The 18,593-nt window shown below is 42.1% G+C and carries 18 protein-coding genes and 1 tRNA gene; 10 read left to right on the plus strand and 9 right to left on the minus strand.

Going from position 1 to position 18,593, the window contains the following annotated elements; translation table 11 throughout:
- Positions 1 to 369: 369 nt before the first annotated feature.
- A complete protein-coding gene (locus AC1RM2_RS19140; protein ID WP_492986769.1) occupies positions 370 to 771 on the minus strand; it encodes a helix-turn-helix transcriptional regulator in 402 nt (133 codons plus the stop codon).
- A gap of 201 nt (positions 772 to 972) precedes the next feature.
- On the opposite strand from AC1RM2_RS19140, the gene AC1RM2_RS19145 reads away from it, so the two are divergent.
- Positions 973 to 2,442, plus strand: a complete 1,470-nt coding sequence (locus AC1RM2_RS19145; RefSeq protein ID WP_492986770.1) for a HEPN domain-containing protein — start codon at positions 973 to 975, stop codon at positions 2,440 to 2,442.
- Between the two features lie 255 nt (positions 2,443 to 2,697).
- On the opposite strand, the gene AC1RM2_RS19150 is transcribed toward AC1RM2_RS19145, so the two are convergent.
- The 3 genes from AC1RM2_RS19150 to AC1RM2_RS19160 all read right to left on the minus strand — a co-directional run bounded on the left by AC1RM2_RS19150 (position 2,698) and on the right by AC1RM2_RS19160 (position 4,853).
- The gene (locus AC1RM2_RS19150) at positions 2,698 to 3,198 is read right to left on the minus strand and encodes an ORF6N domain-containing protein (protein ID WP_492986771.1); all 501 of its coding nucleotides are present in this window, start codon (positions 3,196 to 3,198) and stop codon (positions 2,698 to 2,700) included.
- Between the two features lie 109 nt (positions 3,199 to 3,307).
- The gene (locus AC1RM2_RS19155) at positions 3,308 to 4,516 is read right to left on the minus strand and encodes a site-specific integrase (RefSeq protein ID WP_492986772.1); all 1,209 of its coding nucleotides are present in this window, start codon (positions 4,514 to 4,516) and stop codon (positions 3,308 to 3,310) included.
- A gap of 249 nt (positions 4,517 to 4,765) precedes the next feature.
- Positions 4,766 to 4,853: transfer RNA gene (locus AC1RM2_RS19160), tRNA-Ser, on the minus strand.
- A gap of 265 nt (positions 4,854 to 5,118) precedes the next feature.
- Here AC1RM2_RS19160 and AC1RM2_RS19165 point away from each other — a divergent pair.
- The 4 genes from AC1RM2_RS19165 (at position 5,119) to AC1RM2_RS19180 (ending at position 8,534) form a co-directional block, all read left to right on the plus strand.
- Positions 5,119 to 6,090: a polyprenyl synthetase family protein gene (locus tag AC1RM2_RS19165; RefSeq protein ID WP_492986773.1), complete on the plus strand. Its 972-nt coding sequence runs from the start codon at positions 5,119 to 5,121 to the stop codon at positions 6,088 to 6,090.
- A 72-nt stretch (positions 6,091 to 6,162) separates the two neighbouring features.
- Complete coding sequence (locus AC1RM2_RS19170; protein WP_492986774.1) at positions 6,163 to 6,651, plus strand: group II truncated hemoglobin; 489 nt, start codon at positions 6,163 to 6,165, stop codon at positions 6,649 to 6,651.
- Positions 6,652 to 6,868: 217 nt separating this feature from the next.
- The gene (locus AC1RM2_RS19175) at positions 6,869 to 7,657 is read left to right on the plus strand and encodes a diadenylate cyclase (RefSeq protein WP_477356748.1); all 789 of its coding nucleotides are present in this window, start codon (positions 6,869 to 6,871) and stop codon (positions 7,655 to 7,657) included.
- A gap of 43 nt (positions 7,658 to 7,700) precedes the next feature.
- Positions 7,701 to 8,534 carry a sterol desaturase family protein gene (locus tag AC1RM2_RS19180; RefSeq protein WP_492986775.1) on the plus strand — a complete coding sequence of 278 codons (834 nt, stop codon included), beginning with the start codon at positions 7,701 to 7,703 and terminating at the stop codon, positions 8,532 to 8,534.
- A 295-nt stretch (positions 8,535 to 8,829) separates the two neighbouring features.
- On the opposite strand, the gene AC1RM2_RS19185 is transcribed toward AC1RM2_RS19180, so the two are convergent.
- Positions 8,830 to 9,189, minus strand: coding sequence for a hypothetical protein (locus tag AC1RM2_RS19185; RefSeq protein ID WP_492986776.1), 360 nt, complete (start codon positions 9,187 to 9,189; stop codon positions 8,830 to 8,832).
- Between the two features lie 195 nt (positions 9,190 to 9,384).
- On the opposite strand from AC1RM2_RS19185, the gene frr reads away from it, so the two are divergent.
- Together frr and AC1RM2_RS19195 are read left to right on the plus strand one after the other, a co-directional pair.
- On the plus strand, positions 9,385 to 9,948 hold the full coding sequence (frr, locus tag AC1RM2_RS19190) for a ribosome recycling factor (RefSeq protein WP_477353597.1): 564 nt from the start codon (positions 9,385 to 9,387) through the stop codon (positions 9,946 to 9,948).
- Between the two features lie 73 nt (positions 9,949 to 10,021).
- Positions 10,022 to 11,779, plus strand: coding sequence for an ABC transporter ATP-binding protein (locus AC1RM2_RS19195; protein ID WP_492986777.1), 1,758 nt, complete (start codon positions 10,022 to 10,024; stop codon positions 11,777 to 11,779).
- A gap of 174 nt (positions 11,780 to 11,953) precedes the next feature.
- Here AC1RM2_RS19195 and AC1RM2_RS19200 read toward each other — a convergent pair whose 3' ends face one another.
- From AC1RM2_RS19200 to AC1RM2_RS19210, 3 genes are all read right to left on the minus strand, one after another.
- Entirely contained in the window at positions 11,954 to 12,679 is a 726-nt protein-coding gene (locus AC1RM2_RS19200) for a LytR/AlgR family response regulator transcription factor (RefSeq protein WP_492986778.1), read from the minus strand.
- Positions 12,680 to 12,859: 180 nt separating this feature from the next.
- A complete protein-coding gene (locus tag AC1RM2_RS19205) occupies positions 12,860 to 14,194 on the minus strand; it encodes a 3-keto-disaccharide hydrolase (protein WP_492986779.1) in 1,335 nt (444 codons plus the stop codon).
- Positions 14,195 to 14,350: 156 nt separating this feature from the next.
- On the minus strand, positions 14,351 to 15,403 hold the full coding sequence (locus tag AC1RM2_RS19210) for a sensor histidine kinase (RefSeq protein WP_492986780.1): 1,053 nt from the start codon (positions 15,401 to 15,403) through the stop codon (positions 14,351 to 14,353).
- A 234-nt stretch (positions 15,404 to 15,637) separates the two neighbouring features.
- Between AC1RM2_RS19210 and AC1RM2_RS19215 the strand changes: the two genes are divergently transcribed.
- Genes AC1RM2_RS19215 through AC1RM2_RS19225 form a run of 3 tightly spaced genes read left to right on the plus strand, consistent with a single transcriptional unit; the run spans position 15,638 to position 17,546 of the window.
- Complete coding sequence (locus tag AC1RM2_RS19215; RefSeq protein WP_090641167.1) at positions 15,638 to 15,850, plus strand: hypothetical protein; 213 nt, start codon at positions 15,638 to 15,640, stop codon at positions 15,848 to 15,850.
- Positions 15,844 to 16,743 (plus strand): ABC transporter ATP-binding protein, encoded by a 900-nt coding sequence (locus AC1RM2_RS19220; protein WP_492986781.1) that lies wholly within the window; start codon positions 15,844 to 15,846, stop codon positions 16,741 to 16,743. Before AC1RM2_RS19215 ends, AC1RM2_RS19220 begins: the two co-directional genes overlap by 7 nt.
- Positions 16,744 to 16,748: 5 nt before the next feature.
- On the plus strand, positions 16,749 to 17,546 hold the full coding sequence (locus AC1RM2_RS19225) for an ABC transporter permease (protein WP_492986782.1): 798 nt from the start codon (positions 16,749 to 16,751) through the stop codon (positions 17,544 to 17,546).
- A gap of 92 nt (positions 17,547 to 17,638) precedes the next feature.
- On the opposite strand, the gene AC1RM2_RS19230 is transcribed toward AC1RM2_RS19225, so the two are convergent.
- Complete coding sequence (locus AC1RM2_RS19230) at positions 17,639 to 18,475, minus strand: alpha/beta hydrolase (RefSeq protein ID WP_492986783.1); 837 nt, start codon at positions 18,473 to 18,475, stop codon at positions 17,639 to 17,641.
- Positions 18,476 to 18,593: the final 118 nt, after the last annotated feature.

The raw sequence follows: 18,593 nt of genomic DNA on the forward strand, positions 1-18,593 counted from the left end.
TATTTTTTTTACAGAGGAAAGCGGCCAAGCGGCTGCGGCAGGCGGCTTCACTACACCACGCGCTTCGCTCCGGGTTTCATTCCGCCATCAGCCTCGCCGCCGCACGTGCAGGAGTGTATTCGTTCCTCATACACACCTGCCTTTCCTACCCACGGGTTATCGGTTAGTCACAGCACCGCGGTCACAAAATTAGCTCACGCAGGAAAACGGTAAAGGGTATATAAACGGGGCAGGGTGTTTTGTTTTTTTATAGGTTTGCCCCGCCCTTGACCGTTTCCCTGCTTTAAGCTCCGGTTGTTTAAGCGGTGCAATGACTGGGTGTGTGCAGTTTTGATTTGGGGGGGCGACTTAATAAAGCAGACGAGCGGCTTATTTATCTAAAAGGCGTTCGTAAAGCTTTTTGATCTCATTGTGAAGTAACTTTATTTCCTCTAATGATTCCAGCCATTTTTCCATTGGGTTGATGGTGCATTTATAGTACTGGCTGTATGCAACAGCCTCATCATTGAATGTATTGGCAATAATATTTACAGCTTTGTTATCATCCAAATTTTTAATTGCATCTACTGGGACTTTCAAAACCTCTGCGACCTGTATGAGCACATCTTCTTCAATAGTTTCTTTAGCTTCTAAAAGCGATACCCTTTTCTGACTCCATTCGTCACCAAGCGCATAAGCCAAGGCTTCTTGTTTGAGGCCAAGCATTTCCCTGAAACGTTTAATGTTACGGCCCTGGTGTATTGGATTTGGTCTTTCAGTAGTTGCGCTCATAGGTCAGATATGTGATAGTATGATATATAAACAAATGTAACAAAAAAATATGCTTGTGTTGAAAAGCCTGTTTTAGAAATAACAGGAGGATAAATTATGCCCTGATATTTCTTCGATAGAAACAGTTGGAATGGCTTAGCATTTTCCGTCTTGCCAACTTTGTAATGCCGGCCAATAAAGGCCGGTTTAAACGCAGGTGGTATGTATTGCGGCAAATATGCTCCATGGGATCATTATCCTAAAACGCTGAGACTTTCGGAGGTGCAAAATCCTTTAAGTGTGGTCATCGATTTTTTCAGTGCTGACTGGCCGGATGGTCATTTTAAGCAACTGAAGAACTGGCGTTATTTTGTGGTCAATTTCAAGCATTACAAAAACAAAAAGCATGGGCCGGGGGAGTTGCTGGGCACCTATGAGTTTAATGTCAAATTACTGGAAAGTTTGTATTTGCTATTGCTGGAACATCAGGATAGTTATTCCCCTGTAAAAAAGATAAGTGAAGAGCAACTCAAAAAGGAAACGGAAGAATGGTTTTGGTTTCCTGATAACCTGTCCAAAGAAGAATTGATTGACCCGTACTTGCCCATAAAAACGGCTTTTAAAAAGATAAAACCACAAATGTTCCGGGATTATCTCGCTGATTGGATACATGCCGCACTTTCAAAATCTGCGATAGATGAAACCGTAACACCAGGAGAGATTATAACCGTATATGAGCACCTGGCGAAGTTGTATTCGGCTGCATGGCTGATACACCAGCGTGAAAGTGAAAGACCTGTCTTAAAAAAGGAATTGCGCCTGAAAAAAGAACAGAGCTACGACGAAGAGGCTAAGTCAACGTCCCACCTTACAGAAACGGTATCAACGGAACTTCACCCGGCCCCGACACCTGCTGAAAAACTGGGATTGAAAGAAGTTACCAGCCTGGTATTAAAAACAATTCCTGCTGTTCAGCTAATTATCCACCTGGGCACACATCGCGAACCATTTACTTATTACCTACTACTATTGACCGATGACAGCGATAAAGCAGCAGATCACGAGATCAGTAATAAGATCGAAGACAATTGCAGGCAATTGGTATCTGTTTTCACGTTTGTTCAAAAGGTTAAGAACGCTACGCACGCGATAAAGGCTGGTGCCCGATTTATCGATCATGCTCTTGAAAAAGGTGAAGCTATTTATCGTTCAGATAAGTTAGAACTGCCGCCGATTATTAAGCTGACAAGTGAAGAGATTGCCGGAAGGAGAAATAAAAACTGGAAACGCTGGGGTGAGCAGGGAAGGGAATTCTATAAAGGTGCTAAGCAATACCAGCAGGATAACAACTATAAGCTGGCAGCTTTCCTGTTGCACCAGGCCGCGGAAAGTACGCTGATTGCCCTGATAAAAGTCGCATTAGGTTACCGGACAACCACGCATAGCCTTTCCCGAATGCTGAAAATAACATTGCTTTTTACTGATGATATCAAAAAACTGTTTAAGCTGGATACCGAAGAAGGGGTGCAAACCTACAACCTGTTGCAATCTGCATATTCTTATGCCAGGTATAAAGAGGATTTCAATCCGGATGAGGCATCAATCAATGTGCTGATGGATACGGTGGATAAGTTACTTAAAACAGCGGAAATCATTTACCTGAAATTTATGACGGCTGACGAATCTGAATAATATTAAAGAAGATAAGAAGACTTTCAAACCGGGCACCGCTAATGACCAACAAATAGGTTTGCGGGCATGGATGACCACTTCGGTTAACCTGCCTGCATCCTGTTGGTTATGTCTGTTCTTATAGTTAAACAACTTGTGCTTATTGGTTAAATTTTATATATTTGACCGTATAAGGAGCCAACCCGGTTCCATTGTGATAAGGTTTAGGTTTAAAGTCCCGGCGGCAAGCGCTTAGGGACTTTTATTTTGGGTCAATCACATAGTATCTTTGTCCGGCATATATCCCATTCGTTTTCTTTCCGAAGGGTGAGATTTTTGTTCAATGAGTTCGTCCAGGTAACCAAATAACAATTCCAGGTTTTTATCATGCGCAGTTAGCTTGCCTTTAATTTTTTCTATCTCAAACCTTAACTCGGTATTGTCTATGAACATCTGGCGAATTCTTGTAAAGATTCGCATGACCTGGATATTTACTTGTATAGCCTGCTTGCTGTTCAGTACGCTTGAAAGCATCAATACACCGTGCTCCGTAAAAACGTAAGGTAGCTTTCTTCTGCCCCCACGCTTTGATGTCGCAAATTGCGACATCAAACTCTCAAATTCCTGTTCGTTAAGCCTGAACATAAAATCGTCAGGAAACCTGTCAATGTTTCTTGCCACCTGTTCGTTCAACCTTCGTGTCTCTACGCCATAAAGTTCGGCAAGATCACTATCTAACATTACTTTTTGATCCCTTATATAATAGATCTTGGTCATAATGACGTCGTCCGGTATAAAATTTATATTTGTCATTTTATTTTTTTTTGAAAATGTTGATGCCAGGCGGTTGAGACTACCTGCCTGGCATCTGTTTAAATAATCTCTTTTAATAAAGCTGCCTTAGTTTTGACATATCCTGGCCGACTTTAAGATCAAGGATCTTTGCATAATGTTGGGTCGTTTTGATGTTAGTATGCCCCAGCATTTTACTTACGCTTTCGATAGGTACGCCATTAGAAAGTGTCACAGTTGTAGCAAAGGTGTGCCGTGCAATATGGAAGGTTAACTTTTTAGGAATGGCACAGATATCGGCGATCTCTTTTAAGTAAGCGTTCATCTTTTGGTTGGTGGAAACAGGGAGCGCTTTAACTGAACTTTCGCAAATCGGCGAATCACTATATTTATTCAGGATGGCAATTGCCGGCGGTAAAAGGGGAATACGTGTGGGTGTAGCTGTTTTCTGCCGTTTGGTATTAATCCATTTCTCACCGTCAAGGCCTGTGACGACCTCAAACGCTTTAAGCTTATATACATCAGCGTAAGAAAGTCCAGTATAGCAGCTGAAAAGAAAAATGTCCCTGATTTGTCCTAAACGTTCGGTTACGAATTGTTTAACGGCCATCCGCTGCAGCTCTTCATTATTCAAAAACACCCTGTCCACCACTTTTACTTTCGCTTTGTAATTGACAAAAGGATCACTGTCTAACCAACCGCTTGCAATACAGATACGCACGATCTTCTTAAAGTTTTTAAGGTATTTAACAGCTGAATTATTCCCGCATTTCCTTACGGAGCGAAGGTAGAAATCATAGCTTGCAATAAAATCATGATCAATGTCCCTGATATCGATGTCGGCGGTATTATATTTCCATTTGATAAAATCGGAAGTGTGTTTTAAAGAGGTTTGATAACGCTCCAAGGTCCCCTTTGCGAAATCGGCACCGACCAAAGCTGCCACCTGCCTATTGTGATCCTTAAATATATCAAGGATCATCCTAACGGATTCCGCTTTACCGGTGAGTTTACTTTTCAGGCGCGCAGCTGTAATGGCTGCTTTTTGCTCCGTAAGGCTTTGATGCGCGTCATACACCATAGCTTGTAACTGGTCAAGGTAAGCGTTAAAGGTTCTGGAAGCTTCCTTGGTTCCTTTTAACCGTCCCGCCTTGCTATTCCATTGCAAAGGATCGCAACTTCGTGCTGTGGTAGTTTCGGACCGTTTACCGGCAACGGTAATACGAAGATAGATCGGCACGGGGCCGTCTGTGTAGTTTTTTGGTTTCTTCAAATAGAAGAGTAAGCTGAAATTAGTTTTCATGTTAAATAACATTAAAAAGTGAAACAAAACTAAGCTTGCAGCTGATCATAATCAAGATGTTTGAATATTGAACATCTTGATAGTTAAAAAGATATGACTAATTCGGTGAGTTTAAATATCTCAAAATTTACTCACCTCATTACGCACTGTTTTTATGCGATTCGGTGGATATTTTGAATATTGATATAAAAACAAAAGCCCGCAATCATATGATTTGCAGGCTTTTAGATAATTTGATATCAAATTCAGCGGAGAGGGAGGGATTCGAACCCTCGATACCCTTTTGAAGTATACACACTTTCCAGGCGTGCTCTTTCGACCACTCAGACACCTCTCCGTATTTGCTAAATGGATTGCAAAGGTAAAATATTATTGCATTTGCCGCTAATAAAAAAGCGGGCACCTTTTTTAAGGTAACCCGCACACACAAAACTTTAACTCAACTTATAAATATGGCAATCATTGGTATTGACTGTTTACTGATCAGATAGTTTAATTTGGGTAAAAAATATTCTGCATCAATGCAGATAAATAATTTTAGCTTATGTTTGCCTCATATTGCCACATGGCAGTTTTACACCATAAAAGCTTGTTTAGTTTAAATGCTGAGCATCAACGACATTAAGAAACCTATCGCTGCCGATATTGATGCGTTCGAAGAGAAGTTCAAGTCTTCTATGCATAGCTCGGTGCCGTTACTGGATCGGATTACCCATTATATTGTTAAACGTAAGGGCAAGCAAATAAGGCCAATGTTTGTTTTTTTTGCGGCCAAAATTTGCGGTGGCATCAACGAATCTACCCACAGGGGCGCAGCATTGGTCGAGTTGCTGCACACCGCTTCGCTGGTGCACGATGATGTGGTTGATAACTCCTATCAGCGCCGTGGTTTCTTCTCCATCAATGCTTTATGGAAAAACAAAATTGCCGTTTTGGTTGGCGATTACCTGCTATCCAAAGGCTTGCTGCTTTCTATCGAAAATAACGATTTTCAATTATTACGTATTGTTTCAGAGGCTGTTAGGCAAATGAGCGAAGGCGAACTGATGCAGATAGAAAAAGTGCGCCGCATGGATATTGGCGAACCTGTTTATTACGAGGTGATACGCCAGAAAACCGCTTCACTTATTGCTTCCTGCTGTGCCTGCGGGGCCTCATCGGCCGGGGCAAGCGAAGAGGTGGTTGAAAAAATGCGTCTTTTTGGCGAAAAAATAGGCATCGCCTTCCAGATCAAGGATGATATGTTTGATTTTGGTACCGACGATGTAGGTAAACCCCTGGGCATCGATATTAAAGAGAAAAAAGTTACCCTGCCCCTTATTTATTCGCTGGCCAATACTACGCCGGCTGAAAGGAAAAGGATCATTAACCTGGTAAAGAACCATAATGACGACCCAGCCAAGATTGCCCAGATCATAAAATTTGTGAACGAAACAGGCGGTTTGCAATATGCCGAAACCCAGATGAAAAAATACCAGGACGAGGCTTTTGAAATCCTGAACACCTTCCCGCCGAGTGATTCGCATAGTGCGCTGGAGCAGCTGGTACGTTTTACTACCGAGCGGAACAAGTAAAGATTCCTGCATTTAATTCGACATATTAAATTGTTCTCTGCTATCTTTATTCTGAGTTAATGGCATAATGATATGACAGCTAATAAAATCCCTTCGCTTTTTGAGTGGGCCGGTGGTATGCCGATGTTTGAAACTTTGTTTGATAAGTTTTACGATAAAGTTTTAGCCGACGAACTGCTGGAGCCGGTATTTAAGCACATGTCGGCACAGCACCGCCTGCATGTTGCCCATTTTGTTGCCGAGGTTTTGGGAGGGCCTAAAACTTACAGCGGGGAGGAGGGTAGCCATTTTATGATGATAAGCAAGCATCTGCAAAAGCACCTTACCGAGGCCCACCGCAAACGCTGGATGGAACTGCTGCTGCAAACTGCCGACGAATTACAATTACCGGATGACCCCGAATTCCGGTCGGCATTTTTGGCTTACCTGGAGTGGGGTACACGCATTGCGGTTATTAACTCAAAACAAAGCGAAACGACCGAGGCTACCGATGCACCAATGCCGGCCTGGGGCTGGGGTGTGCCAGGTGGGCCGTATATGCCGGGCGATGTGATTAAGTAAATAAGAACAGTAGTGCAAATAATATCGAATAATGAATTTCGAATGTCTAACACCGAAGTTTCTGTTCGTTATTCGGCATTGGATCTTCGGTGTTCGATATTTAAATCCTCCTAACTTTCTTAATTTAGCGACTTTACATACCGGACCCCTAATCTTTTGCGACATGCCAATGTTTTATCAGTACTTTTTAACTTGCCGAAACTTGTTAACTTCGTAAATGCAATCCTTTTTAAGCAGCCTTAAAATTACGCCTTTTGCCATACTGGATATCCTGTTGCTGGCAACCATCATATACCAGCTTTACAACCTGCTGCGTGGTACTATAGCCGCTAATATTTTTATCGGGCTTGCATTTATATACCTGCTGTACTTTATTGTGCCCGAAACCAAAATGCCGCTATTGGCCGGCATACTGAAAAAGGTGGTTGATGTGGGGATTATTGTAGTGATCATCGTTTTTCAGCAGGAAATCCGGAAGTTTTTGCTGCTGGTAGGTAAAAACGCGTCCTTGCAGCGTAACAAAGCCTGGTGGCAGTATTTTTTTGGTAAAAAGGAGGTGGAGAAAAACAACTACGCCCGCATTAAACCAATTATTGATGCCTGTAAAAGCCTGAAGCAAACAAAAACCGGCGCGCTCATTGTGTTTGCCAAATATTACGACGAACAATTTTACCAAAATAGCTGCGAGGTTGTTGAAGCCCGGATATCTAAACGATTACTGGAAAGTATTTTTCAAAAAACAAGCCCGCTGCATGACGGGGCCGTCGTGATTGCCGAAAACAAGATAAAATCGGCCAGCTGTATTTTACCGCTGACCGAGAAGACCGACCTGCCCGCGCAATTCGGCCTGCGCCACCGTGCCGGCATTGGCGTAACCGAGGCCAACGAAGCAACAGCCATCATTATATCCGAAGAAACCGGCGAACTATCCTACGCCAAACAAGGCAGGGTAAAAATGAATATCAGCTTTGCCGAACTGGAAAAGCTACTGAATAAGGATTTTTAGTTTTAACTATATAAACTTATCATTGTTAAACGTTTAATAAACAATGTTTAAAGGCCTCCGCTTAGATGATTTGATCACCGTATCCAACGTTTTACTTCGGCTGGCTGTGCGTTACCTGTTATTTGCAGGATCGTTTTACCTGGTGTTTTATGTTTGGAAGAATAAAACCATCTGGCGTGCCAAAATACAGCAGCGATATCCCGAAAATAAGCATGTGATTCGCGAGGTGGCGAACTCCTTTATCACCATCATTATTTTCGGCCTGGTTATCATGAGCGTTATTTACGCAAGTAAAGCTGGGTTAACCCGTATTTACCCCAATATCAGCGACAAAGGATGGGGGTATTACATCTTCAGTATTGTGCTGATGATATTGATGCATGATACCTATTTTTATTGGACACACCGTGCTATGCACTGGAAGCCTTTATTTAAGGCGGTACATAAAACGCATCACCTATCTACCAACCCAACCCCATTTGCGGCATACGCCTTTCATCCGCTTGAGGCGGTTATCGAAGTAGGTATTGTGCCCCTGATAGCTTTCACCATACCGTATCATGGTACAGCATTAACCCTGTTCTCGTTATATTCACTATTGCTCAATGTAACCGGGCACCTGGGTTTCGAGCTCTTTCCGAAAGGCTTTGCCAGTAATAAGCTGTTTAAATGGCATAATACCTCAACCCATCATAACATGCACCATCGCCTGGTTAAATGCAACTACGGCCTGTATTTTAACATCTGGGACAGGCTGATGGGCACCAACCATCCCGACTACGAGAAAAGCTTTGATGAAGTGGTAGAAAAGCGGGGAGCGTCTGTTGCGGTAGAAACTAATAAGGGTGTATTCATAGCGGAAGAGCAAGTGAGGTAGTTTTATACTTGGAGAAGCGTGCATACTTTTATTTTCAAGGCGCGAAGGCCTGGCGTCCTGAGTTGTAAAATCCTCGAATTCTGAAGGGGGAAATAACATATCAAAGACTGTCATCCTGAGGTACGAAGGATCTCACGAACTTTTCTATCGGTTATGCACAGTTGATAGATCCTTCGTACCCCAGGATTGACAGGGAAATTGGACAACCCCAGATAACGTTAATCCCCGAAATTTCGTGAAATTTTGCAACCCGCATAACATTGTTTTTACCTTATAAAAACCTTCTCCAATAATATCACGGTGTTGAATTTGCCAGGCTATCCAATTTAGGCGATCCATATCCTTTTATCAGCATTGTATAATGCATACCTGGCTCATCGGTTTTTACTATGGGCATCCTGTCGGTACTTGATACTTTAACAACCGGCATTAAATAGCGCATAGGTTGGGCATCCGGCATTTGCTGCACGCTGCCCGATAAAAAATCTTTTAACTGCGGTGTTACTGGTTTGGTTGCAAAAAAAGTGGTAACTGTTTTGGGCTTTAAAGTAGGGCTCCAGGTAATTTTACTATTAAAAAAAGGGTTAAGGGATATTTGCGCTTTTAACTGGCTTACACATGTGGCCAAAATGATAATTAACAGTGTTTTTTTCATAGCTGTAATAGGTTTACACTAAGATAAACACAAATGAGCATTATAAATGTTAAAAAAAGTTATTTAACATTTGTAGTAAAAAACATAGTTGCAAAAACTACGTTAGTTGGCAAACTGTAGCGGCCATCAAATGATAAAACAGATGGCCTGCTGTTAAATGGTAGATTTTATTATTTTTGTGAAAAATTTAAACCGATGAGCGAACTCATTAAAAAACAAGTTACTGATGCAAAGGCATCCATGGATAGGGCCATTGAGCATGCCGATAACGAATTAAATAAAATACGTGCCGGTAAAGCAAGCCCATCGATGCTGGATGACGTTACGGTTGATTATTACGGTACGGCAACCCCTTTAAGCCAGGTTGGTAGCGTAAACACCCCTGATGCCCGAACAATTATTATACAACCCTGGGAAAAATCGTTGCTTGCCCCTATAGAAAAAGCAATTATAGCGGCTAACCTTGGTGTTAACCCGCAAAATGATGGTATTATCATCCGTATAAACGTGCCGCCGTTAACCGAAGAGCGCCGCCGCGATTTAGTTAAAAAAGCAAAAGGCGAAGCCGAAACCGGTAAAATAGCTATCCGCAACATTCGTAAAGATGCCAACGAGAAGATCAAAAAATTGAAATCGGAAGGTGTATCTGAAGATGAAATAAAAGTAGGCGAGGCAGAAGTTCAAAAACTTACCGATGCTTATATCATCAAAGTTGATCAGCTTTCTGAAGCCAAAGAAAAAGATATCATGACGGTTTAATATTAACCTTATGTCAAATTAAAAGGGAATGAGCTACTTAGCCATTCCCTTTTTTTATTTTTACTGCCGAAACATGAATATATTACTTTCTTACTTGAAAAAACACCGCTGGATAGTGGTGATGGCGCTGTTTCTGGCTGCCATGAATATTGGGTTTTCATTGCTTGATCCGTGGATAACCGGCCGCATTGTTGACCGCGTTATTGAAAAACGGGGCACGCTGCATTACGAGGAGTATCTGCGGCAGGTGTTAATGCTGGTCGGTGCAGCCATCGGCGTAGCCATGGTATCGCGTATAGCAAAAAATTTCCAGGACTACTTTACCAATATTATTACCCAAAAGGTAGGTGCAGCAATGTATGCTGATGGCCTGAAACACTCGTTAGAACTGCCTTACCAGGTTTTTGAAGATCAGCGCAGCGGTGAGACACTTGGTATTTTACAAAAGGTACGGTTAGATTGCGAAAAGTTTATCACTTCGTTTATCAGTATATTATTTGTATCCCTTATCGGGATGGTGTTTGTAATTGTATACTCGGTAAGTGTAAATTACCAGGTAACTTTAGTTTATTTTGCTGCTATACCCATTATTACTTTTGTGAGCATGGCCATGAGCCGTAAAATCAAAACCATCCAAAAGAAAATAGTATCTGAAACTACCGCACTGGCCGGATCTACTACCGAATCATTAAGAAATATTGAATTGGTAAAAAGCCTTGGTTTGGCCAAGCAGGAAATAGAACGGCTGAATAACACCACTTACAAAATACTCGACCTGGAACTAAAGAAAGTAAAATATGTACGTAGCATGAGCTTTGTACAGGGCACTACTGTAAATTTTGTGCGGAGCGTAATGGTGGTTGTGCTATTGATGCTGATATTTAAAGGATCGTTATCGCCGGGACAATATTTTAGCTTCTTGTTTTACTCCTTCTTTTTGTTTAATCCGCTGCAGGAGCTTGGCAACGTGATATTGTCATGGCGCGAGGCCGAGGTTTCATTAGGGAATTTCAAAGGCATTTTGAGCACCCCGATTGATAAAAAACCAGAGAAACCCGTAATGGTTGATAAAGTAAATACATTAACCTTCAGCAACGTTACTTTTAAGCACTTAACCGCCAACCGCAACGCGCTTAACCACATTAGTTTTGAAACGAATACCGGCGAAACCATTGCCTTTGTTGGTCCGTCGGGCTCGGGTAAAACTACACTGGTAAAACTGCTGGTTGGTTTATACCAACCGTTGGAGGGCGATGTTTTATACAACAATATTTTAAGCAAGGAGATTGACCTTGATCAGCTGCGTGAGAAAATTGGCTTTGTAACACAGGATACCCAGTTGTTTTCGGGTACCATCCGCGAGAACTTATTATTCGTTCGCCCTGATGCTACCGATGAAGAGTGTATGAACGTATTGCAGCGTGCTGCCTGCCAAACCCTGCTGGCAAGGGCCGATAAAGGCCTGAGCACTGTTATTGGCGAGGGCGGCGTAAAAGTATCCGGCGGCGAGAAACAACGCCTCTCGATAGCCCGTGCGCTGTTACGCAAACCCGATATCCTGGTATTTGATGAAGCTACTTCATCTTTGGATTCCATCACCGAAGAGGAGATCACCGAAACTATACGCAATGTATCCGAAAATGAAAATCATATCACCATACTGATAGCCCACCGCCTATCTACAATTATGCACGCCGATTGTATTTACGTATTAGAAAAAGGCCGCATCATTGAATCGGGCCGTCACCTTGATCTGATCAGCCAAAAGGGTTTATATTATGCCATGTGGAGACAGCAAATAGGCGAAAAGATTACCGTCGAAGTGGAGTAGGGGGGAAAAGTTCGCGAATAGATGCTTCGTGCAGCATGACAGTCTTTTGTTTTGCCCGCTTTAGAATTTAGCGCAATTTCACGACAGCGTATAACAATCGTCTTGTTTTGAACGTAATCCCTCGGCAGACACAGCCATCCCAACCATAGTTCCCCCTTCAGGGGGTTAGGGGGGCTAAACGTTTTTATCATCAATGATTTTAAAAAATTCATCGCGGTAGGTATCTCCTACCGGGATAATTTTGTCGCCTATCTGGATGCGGCTGCGCTCGATGCTGTCAATTTTGTTAAGTGCTACAATGTATGATTTATGTACCCTTACAAAATGCCTTTCGGGCAGGGCATCTTCCATTTTTTTCATGCCTTGCAGTGTAATGATGCGCTCTGCACATGTAAATATGGAGATGTAGTCTTTCAGCCCCTCGATAAACAAAATATCGTGCAGGTAAACTTTTTGAATTTTGTGCTCCGTTTTTACAAAGATAAAATCTGTCGAAAAATCATCCTGCTGTGCAGGCTCGGTCTGGATAACCGTTTTGGTAACGGGCTGTATGATGCTTTGCGCCTTTTGTACCGATTTAAAAAACCTGTCAAAAGCTATTGGTTTCAGCAGGTAATCAACCACATCCAGCTCATAGCCTTCCAGCGCGTACTGGGGGTAAGCTGTGGTAAGTATTACCTTGGCTTTGCCGTTTGCTATTTTTAAAAACTGGATGCCGGTAAGTTCGGGCATTTGCACATCTAAAAACACCAGGTCGACATTGCCGGCCTGTACCAGGGTAAGGGCTTCAATGGGGTTGGTTGTGGCTTTCACCAATTGCAAAAAAGGCATTTTGGATATATAATCTTCCAAAATATGCAGCGCTAAAGGCTCATCATCAACTACCAGGCATCTGATCATTTTGTAAAAATAAACACTAATTGCACGAATTTTTTCGAATTACACAAATTTATTGCACACTAATTATGACGGATGTATCCGAATTGCACGAATTGAAGAGATTTACCCTTCGGCATGTTCTTTTATTCCGCATCCTCCCTCATTCGAGCAATTCGACTCAATTCGTGAAAGTTAGTGTGTCTATAATGGCGTTAACTCTACCGATTTGTAAAATATTTCGGCCCCTTCAGATTGCAGCAATATCTTGCCCTCTGTTACCGAACCCGTACCCCAGTTTACCAGGTGCCCATTTACATAATGTTCAATTTGGTTGCCGTTGCAAATAATCTCCAGCGTATTCCATTCGCCGCGCGGCTTTTCAAAATTTGCCGTGCGGAAAATATGCTTTTGATCCCAGGCAAACTCCCATTTATTGGGCGAATCTACATTGGTATGTTTTACGCACCAAAAATCGCCGCAATCCTGCTCCTGTATCTGAAATTCTATTGACTTTGGCCAAACGGTATCTTTTTCCATCAATCCAAAATGATAAAGGATACCGGCATCCCGCTTACCAGTCTGGCGCGGAAAGTATTGTTTGGTGCCCCATTTGAATACTACTTTAAGATAATAATCGGAGTATGATTTAAGCGTACTCATATAGCCAAAATATTTACCCATTACATGCACCGCGCCATTTTCTACGATGAAATTGTTATGGATATCGTTGTTTTTACCCAGTGTATCTAAAAACGAATACCAGCCTGTTTTATCCCGGCCATTAAAAAGCTTTTGAACGTTGATTTCCCTGATCCAGATATTGCGGAACGATACCGGGAATTCATGCTCCTGCAGCAATAAGGGCTGGGCAAAATTGTGCTTGGTGTATTTAGGCTGGCCAACATGGGCCACTGTGCCTTTTATGGCTACATGGTTTTGCACCAGCACGCCGTTATGTAATACCGTAATGTACGCCGGTGTTTTAAGCGAACTATCTAAATTGAAACGCGGGGCTGTGTATATGATATCATACTTTTGCCATTCGCCAGGTTTAAGTGAAGCGTTTACTAAAGGCACATGCTGTTTATAAATGGAACCGGCCTGCCCGTTGGAGTAGGTTCGGTTTTTATAACTATCCAGTATCTGCAGTTCGTAACGGCTTTGCATTATTACGCCGCTGTTGCCGCGCTCCTGCCCTTCGCCTTTTACAATGGCCGGTGTGCGCCATTCAATGTGCAGCTGGCAATCGGCAAAGTTTCTTTTGGTAATGATGGAGCCGCTGCCGGGTTTAACGGTGAGGATGCCATCTTTAATTGTCCAGCCGGGGGGCATCCCTTTTTGATCTGTCCATTCGTTCAGATTTTTTCCATCAAACAAAATAATGGCGTCTGATGGCGCTTTGTTGCCAACGCCCGGTTGTACTATGGCTGGTTCCGGATCCCAAACTTCGGTAAGTTTTGGATCATTTTGTGCCAATGCGTTGTATCCGCGTACGGCCAACAACAGCATTAATAAAGAGGCTTTTAACTGGTTCATGGTTTGGGTATTATCTTATAATCAGTTTAAAAAAGGTTTAACTAAAGATATCCAATTTTCCTGTCATCCTGAGGGACGAAGGATCTATCAGCTGTGCATGACCGATAGAAAAGTCTACAAATAGATGCTTCGTACCTCAGCATGACAGGGGAACTTTCACAAGATTATCGATAATTCACAAGTATACGTATCTTCTGTATCCCTGATATTTAACGTATACTTACCGGGGTATAAAAGATTAAGCCGCCTTTGCACATTGGTTAACCCTATACCGCCTATTGCATCGCGGTTATGGGTGTGTTTTTTATTTTGAATGTAGAAGTGCAGTTTGCATTCGTCAACATTAATGAGCAGTTTAATGGGTGTCATCACATCATTGGCCACGCCGTGTTTAAAAGCATTTTCGATAAATGCTATTAACAATAGTGGCACAATTTGCTGGTTGGTTACGTCGCCCATTACCTTGAAATCAATAAAAGCCTTGTTGCCGAAACGGATTTTTTGCAAATCGATGTAGTTATGCAGGTATTGAAGCTCTTTGCTTAAATCAACCCGGTTATCGTTGCACTCATAAAGCATGTAGCGCATAATTTCGGATAGCTTTAGGATAGCCTCGGGCGTGGTGTCGGATTTTTGATAGGCCAGTGAATAAATGCTGTTTAAGGAGTTAAATAAAAAGTGCGGGTTTATCTGCGACTTTAAAAAAGCCAGTTCAGCAGTCAGCCGTTGGTTTTCTAAGTCGCGCTGGATGCGTTCATTCAGGAACCAATCTGTAGTAAACTTGAGTACGGTGCTTAAAAAAAAGAAAATGAGGCTTGTAAAAACTGTGCTGAAAAAATAGTGCGAGAAGCTTACCTCGTGCCCTTTGTTGCGCATCAGTATTACATCTTTAAATGCCAGCCCCACCCCGTATTTGATAACTCCGAAAATTATAATGGTTACCAAAACTATACACGCGTAGGCCCAATAACGTTTTTTGTCTAAAAAACGGGGAATGTAAACAAGAAAGTTAATGTAAAACAGGCCGATATTGATTGCCGGGAATATCAGGAATATTACAATTAAATCCCTGAATGTAATATGATCGTTCATCCGGGCCAGGAAAATGAACAGCGAGATCATCCCCAGCCAAAAAAGGAAATGCCAGAAAATATGCCAGGCTGTTTTTAAACCGCGTGTTTGATTATCAGGTGAAATAGTGTTCTGCATGTGCCGTTTTATCCCTTAATAAAAAGGTTTAATGTGATGTAATTTAGTATTTTGATTGTTATACGGGTGTTTATTTATATGTAGTAATTCAATTTGTCGATGAACTGGCTTTTATAATCGATGAACTGGTTAAAATGTTGAAAAAGGCGTTCATCTATAAACTCCGTGTGTTGGTCTAATACTTTTTAGCAGGTGGTAAAATAAGTATTTCTTTGTTCTATCAAATCACTCGCAATGAAAACGCTTATCAAAAATTCTAATCCTTTTATCATGTTGTTGATACCAGTAATGTTTGCCCTAATTTTAGGTGTAAGCTACCAGTTTGAACAAAAAAAGGAATCAGCAGTAATGGGTACATCAGCTGTACACGCTACCTCGTTGTTTTACAAAGGTATTACCCTTGTTAAAACTGTTTGCTCAGTTGCCAAAAGCAACAATGTATGGTAATTAGTACCGAAGGGTTATCCTTCAACTTCGGTAACCAGCAGGTGGTTAAATCACTTGCACTACAGGTACCCGAAGGAAGCATATATGGTTTTCTTGGCCCAAATGGTGCCGGGAAAACCACTACTATCAAACTCCTGTTAAATCTGCTCAAAATACAAAGTGGTAGTATCCAAATATTTGAACAGGACGTTCAACATCACCGCACTCAAATTTTATCGCAAATAGGTTCGCTTATTGAGCAGCCTGCCATATACCAACACCTTACCGGGAAAGAGAATTTATTAAACAGGGCCCTGTTATTACAGGTACCTGCTAAACGCGTTGACGAAATGCTGGCGCTTGTACAGCTTACCAATGCGGCCCATAAAAAAGCCGGGCAATACTCCCTGGGTATGAAACAACGCCTGGGCATTGCGCTTGCCCTGCTTGCCGATCCCAAACTCTTAATTCTTGACGAACCTACCAATGGCCTTGATCCTAACGGGATAATCGAAGTGCGTGAGTTGCTGATTAAACTGGTTAGCCAGTATAAAAAAACGGTATTTATATCCAGCCATCTACTTGCCGAGGTGGAACGCATGGCCACCCATGTAGGCATTATTAACAAAGGCGAACTGCTGTTTCAGGGCAGTATCGGCGAGTTACAGGCCCTAAGCCAGCCCCTGGTTTGCGTCGAGACAGATAACACAGTTGATGCAGCAAACCTGCTTACCCGTAACGGTTATACCGTTAGCGATGTTACCGATAGTTACCTGTATGTGCCCTATATCAGTAAACAAAAAACTGCCGATATTAATGCGCTATTGCACGGTAACGGCCATGCCATATTCAGTATAGGCAAACAGCAAAAAGATTTGGAACGCCTGTTTTTAGATATTACCCAAAAAGCCTGAACCCCATGAAAGGATTTATACTATCGTTCCGGTCGGAATTTTACAAAAGCCGTAAAACGTTGGGTTTTTGGGCGGCCATCATATTGCCACTGTTTATTTGCACTTTACTTTTTGTAGGCTTTTACCTTAAGGCCGAAAAGCTTACGGGTACGCCACCCATGATGCTGTGGCTGCAATTTGCCGGCGCCATATTAGGCGTAATGGGTTCATTACTGCTGCCTATGTTTATTATTTTTATAGCCTACTCGGTAAATAGTATCGAGCATAAGGCCGACACCTGGAAAAGCCTGTTTAGCCTGCCAATTTCGCGCTGGGCGGTGTACGGCGCCAAATATACCTATGCTGTATTTTTAGTGTTTTTAACGCTTGCACTGTTTGTGCTATTTACTATAGGCTTTGGCAATTTACTAAGTATTGTAAAGCCCGAACTTAGGTTTGATAATTATCACATGGAAAAGGAGCTGGCGCAGATATATTTTAAATTGTTTTTATCATCGCTGGGCATCTTATCCATCCAATTCCTGCTCAGTTTGCTTTGGGCCGATTTTTTAAAGCCAATGGGCATCGGCTTTGTATGTACTATAACGGGCGTTATCCTGGCCTCAAAAAACTGGGAGTATTGTTATCTTTTCCCTTATTCGCATCCAATGGAAGCTATAACTACCATGATGCATCGTGGGGAGGGCGCACCAAAAGGTATTGAAATAGATGTGTTTACCAAGGATGTTTTTGTAAGTATGGCAGTAGCGGCTGTTGTATTTATTGCAGGATATTTTATTGTGCAGAGGAAAAGCGTTAAATAAAACACGATTAAAGGATTGGGCAGGATTGACAGGATTTTTTGCTGTGAGCTTTGAATATATTTATGTAGACGTGTAGCACACGTATTTTTTGGTTAAAGAAGCTTTTTTAACCAAACCTGGTAATCGGTATTATCATCTATGCCGTTATGATGCTGCCCTTTCAGCACAATTAGCTTATCGCCTGGCTTAAAGTATTTTTGGAGTCGCCTGGACGATGATTGGTTTATCAACTCATCTGCATCACCATGAAAAATGATAATAGGAGCAGAGGTATGTTGGATGTACTTATAAGTTTGGAGTGGGTATTTTAAAATAAAAGAGGGCAAAAATGGATACAGAGTTTTCGCCTCATCAGCCAGGCTATAATAAGGAGCAAGCAGGATGAGTTTTTGCGGATGATTTTGTGATGCCAGCCAGGCGGCCATGCCCGTGCCGATAGAATATCCCAGTATGACAATTTGATTTTCGGGATATAATGTTTTGACATGTTGGTATGCCATTTTTACAGCGTCAAGAAGTTGCTGTTGCGATTTGATATGACCGGTACTTTTGCCGTAGCCCGGATAGTCAAGCATAAATACATCGTAGCCTAAGTTGTTGTAATTGTCTGCAACGGTATGCCAGCTATCGATTGTACCACCATTGCCATGCAGGTAAAAAACAAGCCCTTTTGGTTGTGGGGCGATGAATAAAACGCCGTTTAATGTATTGCCATCGGCAGTTTTTATATTATACTCTTTGTAAGCCGACCGAAAACCGTACTGATATCCGGCAGGATACCGCGTTCCCTGGAAGATCAAATCATCCTGCGAAAAATAAAAGAAACAACAAATGGCCAGGTAAATACCCGTAAAAATACCAATAACCCAAAGCGTTACTTTTAAAATGATGGTCATGTTTTGCTTAAACATATCAGTCCTGCTAAACATAGATGTCAAAAAGAGTAAAGAGCAGGGAGATGCGTTTTTAAAATCCTGTTAATCCTGCAAAATCCTTAAATCGTGTTAAACGAAGAAAGCCCCGGGTTATCCGGGGCTTTCGCAAATA

The organism is Mucilaginibacter sp. GW822-FHT03E02 (assembly GCF_058801545.1).

Coding starts and splice junctions, on each gene's coding strand:
- AC1RM2_RS19185 (WP_492986776.1), bottom strand. CDS start 9,189: ATGAAAAAAACACTGTTAATTATCATTTTGGCCACATGTGTAAGCCAG.
- frr (WP_477353597.1), top strand. CDS start 9,385: ATGAGCGAACTCATTAAAAAACAAGTTACTGATGCAAAGGCATCCATG.
- AC1RM2_RS19195 (WP_492986777.1), top strand. CDS start 10,022: ATGAATATATTACTTTCTTACTTGAAAAAACACCGCTGGATAGTGGTG.
- AC1RM2_RS19150 (WP_492986771.1), bottom strand. CDS start 3,198: ATGACCAAGATCTATTATATAAGGGATCAAAAAGTAATGTTAGATAGT.
- AC1RM2_RS19155 (WP_492986772.1), bottom strand. CDS start 4,516: ATGAAAACTAATTTCAGCTTACTCTTCTATTTGAAGAAACCAAAAAAC.
- AC1RM2_RS19140 (WP_492986769.1), bottom strand. CDS start 771: ATGAGCGCAACTACTGAAAGACCAAATCCAATACACCAGGGCCGTAAC.
- AC1RM2_RS19220 (WP_492986781.1), top strand. CDS start 15,844: ATGGTAATTAGTACCGAAGGGTTATCCTTCAACTTCGGTAACCAGCAG.
- AC1RM2_RS19210 (WP_492986780.1), bottom strand. CDS start 15,403: ATGCAGAACACTATTTCACCTGATAATCAAACACGCGGTTTAAAAACA.
- AC1RM2_RS19170 (WP_492986774.1), top strand. CDS start 6,163: ATGACAGCTAATAAAATCCCTTCGCTTTTTGAGTGGGCCGGTGGTATG.
- AC1RM2_RS19175 (WP_477356748.1), top strand. CDS start 6,869: ATGCAATCCTTTTTAAGCAGCCTTAAAATTACGCCTTTTGCCATACTG.
- AC1RM2_RS19230 (WP_492986783.1), bottom strand. CDS start 18,475: ATGTTTAGCAGGACTGATATGTTTAAGCAAAACATGACCATCATTTTA.
- AC1RM2_RS19165 (WP_492986773.1), top strand. CDS start 5,119: ATGCTGAGCATCAACGACATTAAGAAACCTATCGCTGCCGATATTGAT.
- AC1RM2_RS19200 (WP_492986778.1), bottom strand. CDS start 12,679: ATGATCAGATGCCTGGTAGTTGATGATGAGCCTTTAGCGCTGCATATT.
- AC1RM2_RS19225 (WP_492986782.1), top strand. CDS start 16,749: ATGAAAGGATTTATACTATCGTTCCGGTCGGAATTTTACAAAAGCCGT.
- AC1RM2_RS19145 (WP_492986770.1), top strand. CDS start 973: ATGTATTGCGGCAAATATGCTCCATGGGATCATTATCCTAAAACGCTG.
- AC1RM2_RS19180 (WP_492986775.1), top strand. CDS start 7,701: ATGTTTAAAGGCCTCCGCTTAGATGATTTGATCACCGTATCCAACGTT.
- AC1RM2_RS19205 (WP_492986779.1), bottom strand. CDS start 14,194: ATGAACCAGTTAAAAGCCTCTTTATTAATGCTGTTGTTGGCCGTACGC.
- AC1RM2_RS19215 (WP_090641167.1), top strand. CDS start 15,638: ATGAAAACGCTTATCAAAAATTCTAATCCTTTTATCATGTTGTTGATA.